This is a genomic window from Williamwhitmania taraxaci, from assembly GCF_900096565.1.
In the GTDB taxonomy this organism is placed as follows: Bacteria; Bacteroidota; Bacteroidia; order Bacteroidales; family Williamwhitmaniaceae; genus Williamwhitmania; species Williamwhitmania taraxaci.
Window position 1 is genome coordinate 1 of the sequence record NZ_FMYP01000106.1, and the last position, 8,041, is coordinate 8,041.

Below are 8,041 nucleotides of genomic sequence, written 5' to 3' on the forward strand. Positions count from 1 at the left end.
CCCCGTTGGCACACCAAATGCACACTATTACCGCTGATAATGGAAAGGAGTTTGCAGCACATCAGGTTATTGCCGAAAAGTTGCAAATAAATTTTTACTTTGCACGGCCATACCACAGCTGGGAGCGCGGCGCTAACGAGAATGCAAACCGCTTGGTAAGGCAGTATTTCCCGAAGAAAACGGACTTTAAAACGATAACACAAGAGCAGGTTCAGTGGGTCGAAGATATTCTTAACAGTCGGCCTAGAAAAAGGCTAGGGTTTATCTCTCCCCTCTTAACATATAATCAGTTAACCCAAGTTGCATTTGTGAGTTGAATCTTGCATTTGTATGAACCTTAAACCACTATCATTATGAACAAAACTGATGAGGCTAAGGTAACTACGGATACCGTTATTTGTGAGTTCTTCGAGAAGCACAAAGCAGAGGCCTCCAAGCTACCCAACTGCACCTCGATTTTAAGCTCAATCAAGGCAAACGATCAGCAGATTTTTGCCTACAAAGCTCAGCTGAATGCCATTGGAAACATCGCATCGCAGCAAAAGGGCAACACTCACCAAGTGTTGGTCGATAAAACGCTCGCACTCCTGCGCCGCTTTGGTGCATACATGGCTTTGAATCCCAACAGTCCGCTGGAGACTGTTATTTCGTTTAAGGCATTCGAAGTTAGTAAGGCCAAGGACTCAAAGCTGGTCGATTATGCAACCACCCTCTTGAATAAAGGACGTGAAATGTTGGCCCAGCTGGCCGATGTGGGTATAACCGAATCAGGGCTCGACGAATTCAGCGATACCATCGATCTGTTTCAGGCCAACATTCCGCTTCCCAGGCTCGAGGAGTCTAGCGAAACCCTAATTAATAAGGAAATTAGTCGTCTAGTTAAGGAGAACGTTGGGTATCGTGCCAAGATCGACGCCATTATGGAGATTGCTCGGGAAACCAATAAAGCGTTCTACGAAAGCTACCGCAGCTTGCTCCGGATTAGCAAGCCCATCCCAAACCATATTGCGCTTGCAATAAATGTGGAGGATAGCCAAACTGCCGAACCCATTTCGGGCGTTACCATTGCGCTTACCCTACAGCGGAGAGATTCCACCACCAAGCCCGTAAAGCGGAAATCGGCCGCAAAGGGCGGCATCCGAATTAAGAACCTCGTGGAGGGAACCTACACCCTTACCGCATCCAAGCTGGGCTACCGCGAGCAAACCCTCACCATTAATGTAATATCGGGCGAACTCACCACCATCACCATTAAGCTCGATAAAGCATAGCCGCACATACCACATTGCACTCACTCCCTCACCAAACCACCGGTGGGGGAGTCTTTTTGGTATACCGCAAAATAACCTGCTCATTGTTGTCCAAGGGAAGATAGAAATCATTAAATTTGGATAGTGCGGTAAAAGCTGCAATACAAATTAACGGTAATATGAATACGGTTTTAGCGTATATATAAACAAGTTGGCAGCATTTTAAGAAAAGCCGTAAAATTCAAATATTTAGATATGAAAAGAATTATCAAATACCTCTTTACGTTTGTTTTAATCGCTGTTTTGTGGTGCATTGTGGTGCTTTTTGGAACATTAAACGGCTGGTGGCACAAACCATTCACCAAAAGTAACGACCCAGAATTATTTGCAGTAGCAGTTAATCAGAAAATTGAAAAAGAATTTGTTGGGAACTTCGCAATGTCCATTATGAAAGGAGGTATTGTTGGAAAAGAGTTGTTTTATTCTAAAAATAAGAAAGTTGACAAAAACACGATTTTTCAAGTAGCGTCTCTTTCAAAATTTGTATCGGCAGTTGGAGTGATGAAATTAGTTGAAATGGGTAAAATCAACTTGGACACACCCGTAAGTCATTATTTAAAGAGATGGCAACTACCGCCAAGTGACTTTGATAATGAACAAGTAACTGTAAGAAGATTATTAAGCCACACAGCAGGTTTAACAGACGGACTTGGTTATAACGGCTTTGAAAATCGGGATTCTATTCAAACAATTGAAGCTTCACTTACCAAAGCAACGGATGCAGATACTGGATTAAGTGGAGAAGTAAAAGTAGGAATTGAGCCAAATTCTAAATGGAAATATTCTGGTGGTGGTTTCACGCTATTACAATTATTAGTTGAGGAAACAAGCGGTCAATCTTTCAATGATTTTATGAAACTGAATGTGTTTCAACCATTGAATATGACTAGCAGTACATACATTTTGAATGATTCATTAACCAATAGACTGTGTGAGTTTTATAATTCCAATAATACTGCGGCACCACATTTTTATTACACTTCTTTAGCAGCTACTTCGTTATATACTTCATTGGCCGACTTGGAGATATTTTTTCAGCTATTTGTAAAAGGCAATAACGGAGAACTTATTGGCAGAGGTCAAATAAGCCCTGAATCTTTAACATTAATGAGAAAATCACATTGGGACGAAATGGGTGAAGCAATATATGGTTTGGGCACTATGCTATACATTGACATTGAAAATGATGAAAATATTTTTGGGCACGATGGAAAAAGTACGCCACCAATTAATACGGCAATAAGGATAAATCCAAATACAGGTGACGGAATAATTGTTTTAGAAACAGGTAATCTGGATTTAGCTACAAGATTAGCAAGCGACTGGGTATTTTTAGAAACAGGGAAAACAGATACTCTACTTTTTACTATGCTACTTGGAACAATGACCAAGATTATATTAATTGGATTAATTGTAATTAGCATTCTAATATTCGGACTAGGAATATGGCGTAAGAAAAGAAAAACTACCGCCAATAAATTGGCCTTTAAACGGCACGAAGTGCCCAATTAAACGAATCAGTATTAATTAACCATCACAAACAACTATAGTATGAACAAACGCAATGTATTTATTACCGCCACCTTAATGGTGCTTCTTATTGGAGTGGGCGCATGTAAAAAGGACAGCTCAAAGAGTGCCGATGGCCCTAAAGTTTCGGATGCATGCCAGCTCATTTCACAAACCGTAGCAGGAAGTATTTCGGGCGAAACTTACACCTCCTTCGAGAGCAAAGAAACGGCGTCTGTTGGGCTGAAAATGTGTGACTATTACACATCCGACATCGGCTTGTTTCATATTGGCCTAACACAAACATTGGCCATTACAAACTCAGGCATTAAAACGGCCAAAGGGTTTTATGATGCAATGAAAACAAATTACCCCAACCGCACGATGGTTACCGGTGTGGGCGACGAAGCATTTTTCGATAATGCAACTGGCACTATTTACATACTGTATACCAACGATTATTACATAACGATTAACATTAAACAATCCTATACACCTCATTCGAATAATCCCTGGACTCCAGCCCAACTGGACGAAAAGAGAAAGGCTGCCGGATTAAAGGCAATTGAAGCGTTAAAGAACATAGTGGATAAGTAGTATTAACCAACACGCCGCATAAAACATTGGGGTTTAACTGGGTATTCTAGTATTCTGCCACGCATCAAGTTCGGTGTAGTTGTACAAGAAATTAGCCACGCAAACCCCAAATTTCAACCCACCAATCGCTGCACACTAATAATTCCAAAACCTTAAATACCTTCGAATATGAAAATCGGAATCATCTTAGAAACAAAGGAGTTTGAAAAAGCATGGAATGCTTTTCGATTCGCAGTTACAGCCAAAAAACAAGGCCACGAAGTAAAGGTGTTTCTAATGGGAGAGGCCGTTGAGTGCGAAGGGTTAACCCATACGCAATATAACGTCGACGAACAGCTAAAAGCATTTGTGAATATTGGCGGCGAAATACTTGCCTGCGGAACATGCTTAAAATCGCGCCAGCTAAACGAAACCGACGCTTGTCCCATTTCTACAATGATAGATTGTGTAAACCTAGTTGTGTGGGCCGATAAAACCGTAACCTTTTAACGATTACAAACCGCTCGGTTCGTAAATACCGCAACACAACCCAATATGGGTTTGTATAAGGTTTTAACGCATATGTAAAACTCTAAAAAGGCGCAAGCGAGCCTATATATTACGGTGGTTTGAAGGACTTTAGAATAACTATTTAAAACTAAAATGATGGAGATTAACGAAAAACTAAAAACATTTGATGACAATAAGCTTATTGATATTGTAAAGAATTACAGGCAATATGGCTATGGAGACGACATTCAAAATACTGCGATAAGTATTTTAGAATCTCGTGGTATTGATTTGGATGTTCTTAAGTTGAGGGGAGAATTTACCAATAGTAAATATGATGATGCAAAGCAAGAGTTTGATTCTTTTGAGAGCTCTTCAAAAGTCGCATTCGTCTTTTATGGTTTAATGATAATCCTTATGCTTGTGGGGTCGTTGGCAAAGGGGAATGAATCGATACAACTAATTTCCGTAATTCTATTTTGGATATCGTTGGTTGTGTTCATCATCTTTTTAATAAAATCATTTGTAAACCAGTCGAAATATTACGAACTGATTGGTAAAAAAGAGAGTCAACTAAATGCCGGGCTATATTTTTCGGTTGGCATAGTAATTTATTTCGTAATGTTTTTTGTGTTCAGAAAACAGATGAGAGAAGAAATGAATGAAATAAGATAACAATCGCAAGTTAATAGGACTTTAAGCATCACGCAATCCCCGCAAATAACAAACACAAACGGCCACCTCCCCGGCAGCCGTCCTTTAACCTTTACCCTTTAACTTTTTGTCCTTTACCCTTTACCCTTTAACTTTTACCCTTTAACTTTTCAAAATCCATGAAGGTTAACCTCCTCGGTATGCACCAGCGTAACCCGCTTGCCCATCTTCTTCTGGATAATCTTAAAGTGGTGTAGCTCCTCATCGGTAACCAGCGATATCGCCTCGCCGCTCTCATCGGCCCGGCCCGTGCGGCCTATCCTGTGAACGTAGTCCTTGGGCGAGCGCGGAAGCTCGTAGTTTATTACGTAGGGCAAAAAGGGAATATCAATACCGCGCGAGGCCAGGTCGGTAGCCACCAGCACCCGAATCTTTCCCAGCTTAAACTGCTTCAGCGCCTCGTTGCGCGCACCCTGGCTCTTCTGCCCGTGAAATGCTGCTGCCTTTATGCCGTTCAGGAATAGCTTCTCCTCCACAGCATCGGCGCGCTGTGCCGACGATACAAACACCAGCACCTGCTGCATGTTGTTCTGCTTAATAAGGTAGCGCAAAAATGGACCCTTGCGCTCGGGTGTAACGTGGTAGGCAATCTGCGAAATCTGATCAATCGACTCCTCTTCGGCTTCAATCTCCACCACCTCGGGATCGTGCAGGATAATATCCTTAATATTTTTAATGTCCGCGCTCAGCGTTGCCGAAAATAGAATATTCTGGCGCTTGGCGGGCAGGAGTTGAAGAATCTTCTGCATCTCCTCCTTAAAGCCAAGGTTCAGCATCTTGTCGGCCTCGTCCAGCACCAGCATCTCCACCTCCGAGAGGTAAACCGCCTTCGACGCAATAAGATCCAACAGACGACCAGGAGTAGCCACCAGAATATCGGTGCCCTGCAGGTTTATCATCTGCGGGTTAATAGATGCACCGCCAAATACCGCCAGCGTTTTTATGCGCTTTGGCAGCGAATCGCTCAGCTTCTTAAACACCTCCTCAACTTGCTGCGCCAGCTCGCGGGTAGGCACCAGAATCAATCCGCGCACGTGTCGGTTCGATGTAGTCTTGCTATCCATAAACCGCTCCAGCATGGGAAGCGCAAAGCTCGCCGTTTTTCCCGAACCTGTTTTCGCAATCCCCAGCACATCCTTACCCGTAAGAATAACCGGAATGGCTGCCTCCTGAATTGGGTAGGGCTTTGCGTAGCTCAGCGCCAACAGCGCTTTTTGAAGATGTTCGGATAAACCCAGCTTGGAAAACGGCATAGTAAACGTGTAACGAGATGAAAAATATTAGCCGACAAAGATACCAAAGAAAGTTAAATGTTAACCGTTAAAGGTTAAAGGATGGCAGGAATAGATACACAATGCATTGCGTTTAATTATCGTAGGATAATTTTCAATGTGCCAATCCGACAATATGCCAATTGCGGGTATGGATAGAATTTATGTAGAGACGCAATATGTTGCGTCTGTAATGGTCAGTTAATCCGACAATGTGGCAATTTGACAATTCAGGTTGTGGATAGGGTGGGTGCAGTGAGGCAATGCGTTGCATCTGCAATCGTAGGTTAATTTGCCAATATGCCAATCCGACAATTCAGGTTGTGGATGCGGCAGGTGTAAAGGGGCAATGTGCTGCAACGGCATTTGCAAGGACGAGCCCGAAGGCCGTAGGCCGTAGGCCTTCAATATGAATAGCCCCGGGTACACCAGCTTTCAGGCTGGTAACCCGGGGTTATCAAGTATAGCGCAGATGCGATGTACACACAGCAGTTGCAATCTTTAACAACCGATCCTACATCGCAATCACTAAAGAACCATAGAGGGACAAATCATAGCGTCTGCCCAAGTAGGATAATCCGTCAATATACCAATTCCGGTTGTGGATAGGGTTGGTGCCGTGAGGCAATGCGTTGCATCTGTAATCGTAGGTTAATTCGACAATGTGCCAATATGCCAATTCCGGTTGTGGATGCGGCAGGTGTAAAGGGGCAATGTGTGGCAACTGCAACTGCAACAGCATTTGCAAGGACGAGCCCGTAGGCCGTAGGCCTTCAATATGAATAGCCCCGGGTACACCAGCTTTCAGGCTGGTAACCCGGGGTTATCAAGTATAGCGCAGATGCGATGTACACACAGCAGTTGCAATCTTTAACAACCGATCCTACATCGCAATCACTAAAGAACCATAGAGGGACAAATCATAGCGTCAGCCCAAGTAGGATAATCCGACAATATACCAATTCCGGTTGTGGAGAAATCCTCTGTGATTCTCTGTGTAAATTTCCTCTGTGCCCTCTGTGGTTAAAATTCTATTGTAATAAGCGTTTGCAGTGCATAACCACTATACCTTGTTCAGCACACAATCGTCAAATCGTCAAATCGTCAAATTGTCAAATTAACTTTTCACCACCGCCTTCTTCCTATTCACCATCCAGACCCCAACCAGCACAATAACAATATTGACTATCGCAAATAGGGTAATGGTTTCGCCATCGGCAATACCCCAAAGAATTGCAAATATTGGAATAATATAGGTCACTGAGGTGGCAAAGAGCGCGCTAGTGCGTTTAATCAAATTGTTGAAGATGAATAGCGATATAACCGATCCAAAGGTAGCAAGCGTTAGCACCGCTGCCAGACTTGGCCAAAACGCCGGAGACTGATACGCATGCTGCAAATCGGTAGAGAAAAGGATAATACCCGCTGGTGGACCGGCAAACATTATAGCCAGCGCGGTAATGTCTACACCGTTAAGACCGCTCAGCTTAAACCGAACTTCGTTAGCCTGAATACCGTAGCCCAAGGTTGCCACCACAATAAATAGGGCATAAATATTTGTGTTTTGAAGAAAATCGGTGCGGCCCTCCGAAACCAATCCAAGCGCACCTATCAATCCTACTATTATACCAACATACTGATTTCGTGCGGGGCGGCTTTGGTATAGAAATATGCCGACAATAAGCGCAAAAAGAGGAGTAAGGCTGTTGAGCATTCCCGCCAGCGAGCTATTTATGTGAGTTTCGGCAAGGGTAAATAAAAATGCAGGAAAGAATATACCGGCATAGCCAACAATAATAAGGTGAACGGCATTCTTCTTAGTAACCTTTTTTATCCGAGGAAGAAAAAATGGGATTAGTATTATAAACCTTAAATCCGCAGGTCGATTGCTAGGTTTTAAATCTTAGCGTATTTAGGTTTGCTTGGTGGATATTTTGCCATTTTTTTGGTTCGACATAGCCCTTCTTTGCGTCACTTCTTCCGTTTTTCGCTCCCCCTATGGTTTGCAACTTCCTTTTTTGGAAGCCTGCAACAATAAAAACCGTAACGAACCGTAAGTGTCAGGTATTCAATTACTAGCTATTGAGGCGCGGGCATACCTTTCCCATTGGGCACAGCAGCGTGGCCGCTTCACTCCAGCAGCAGGTGGTA

General features: G+C 43.2%; 8 protein-coding genes. 6 read left to right on the forward strand and 2 right to left on the reverse strand.

All coding sequences use genetic code 11. From position 1 onward, the window contains the following. From BLS65_RS16595 to BLS65_RS16620, 6 genes are all read left to right on the forward strand, one after another. A partial coding sequence (locus BLS65_RS16595) for an IS30 family transposase (protein ID WP_125869928.1) occupies positions 1-317 on the forward strand: 317 nt, incomplete at its 5' end. A gap of 36 nt (positions 318-353) precedes the next feature. Beyond that, positions 354-1,271, forward strand: coding sequence for a carboxypeptidase-like regulatory domain-containing protein (locus BLS65_RS16600; RefSeq protein ID WP_092440933.1), 918 nt, complete (start codon positions 354-356; stop codon positions 1,269-1,271). Positions 1,272-1,505: 234 nt separating this feature from the next. Continuing rightward, positions 1,506-2,822 carry a serine hydrolase domain-containing protein gene (locus BLS65_RS16605; RefSeq protein WP_092440934.1) on the forward strand — a complete coding sequence of 439 codons (1,317 nt, stop codon included), beginning with the start codon at positions 1,506-1,508 and terminating at the stop codon, positions 2,820-2,822. A gap of 39 nt (positions 2,823-2,861) precedes the next feature. Next, complete coding sequence (locus BLS65_RS16610; protein ID WP_092440935.1) at positions 2,862-3,416, forward strand: hypothetical protein; 555 nt, start codon at positions 2,862-2,864, stop codon at positions 3,414-3,416. A 168-nt stretch (positions 3,417-3,584) separates the two neighbouring features. Beyond that, positions 3,585-3,905 carry a DsrE/DsrF/TusD sulfur relay family protein gene (locus BLS65_RS16615; protein WP_092440936.1) on the forward strand — a complete coding sequence of 107 codons (321 nt, stop codon included), beginning with the start codon at positions 3,585-3,587 and terminating at the stop codon, positions 3,903-3,905. Positions 3,906-4,058: 153 nt separating this feature from the next. After that, positions 4,059-4,580 carry a hypothetical protein gene (locus tag BLS65_RS16620; protein ID WP_092440937.1) on the forward strand — a complete coding sequence of 174 codons (522 nt, stop codon included), beginning with the start codon at positions 4,059-4,061 and terminating at the stop codon, positions 4,578-4,580. A 149-nt stretch (positions 4,581-4,729) separates the two neighbouring features. Here the strand turns inward: BLS65_RS16620 and BLS65_RS16625 are convergent, their stop codons facing one another. Continuing rightward, positions 4,730-5,872: a DEAD/DEAH box helicase gene (locus BLS65_RS16625; protein WP_092440938.1), complete on the reverse strand. Its 1,143-nt coding sequence runs from the start codon at positions 5,870-5,872 to the stop codon at positions 4,730-4,732. 1,135 nt (positions 5,873-7,007) lie between these two features. Beyond that, entirely contained in the window at positions 7,008-7,754 is a 747-nt protein-coding gene (locus BLS65_RS16630; protein WP_317039072.1) for a DMT family transporter, read from the reverse strand. Positions 7,755-8,041: the final 287 nt, after the last annotated feature.

What these genes read in the sequence shown, in the direction of transcription:
- BLS65_RS16600 (WP_092440933.1), top strand. Translation starts at nt 354, where the DNA reads ATGAACAAAACTGATGAGGCTAAGGTAACTACGGATACCGTTATTTGT.
- BLS65_RS16605 (WP_092440934.1), top strand. Translation starts at nt 1,506, where the DNA reads ATGAAAAGAATTATCAAATACCTCTTTACGTTTGTTTTAATCGCTGTT.
- BLS65_RS16610 (WP_092440935.1), top strand. Translation starts at nt 2,862, where the DNA reads ATGAACAAACGCAATGTATTTATTACCGCCACCTTAATGGTGCTTCTT.
- BLS65_RS16615 (WP_092440936.1), top strand. Translation starts at nt 3,585, where the DNA reads ATGAAAATCGGAATCATCTTAGAAACAAAGGAGTTTGAAAAAGCATGG.
- BLS65_RS16620 (WP_092440937.1), top strand. Translation starts at nt 4,059, where the DNA reads ATGATGGAGATTAACGAAAAACTAAAAACATTTGATGACAATAAGCTT.
- BLS65_RS16625 (WP_092440938.1), bottom strand. Translation starts at nt 5,872, where the DNA reads ATGCCGTTTTCCAAGCTGGGTTTATCCGAACATCTTCAAAAAGCGCTG.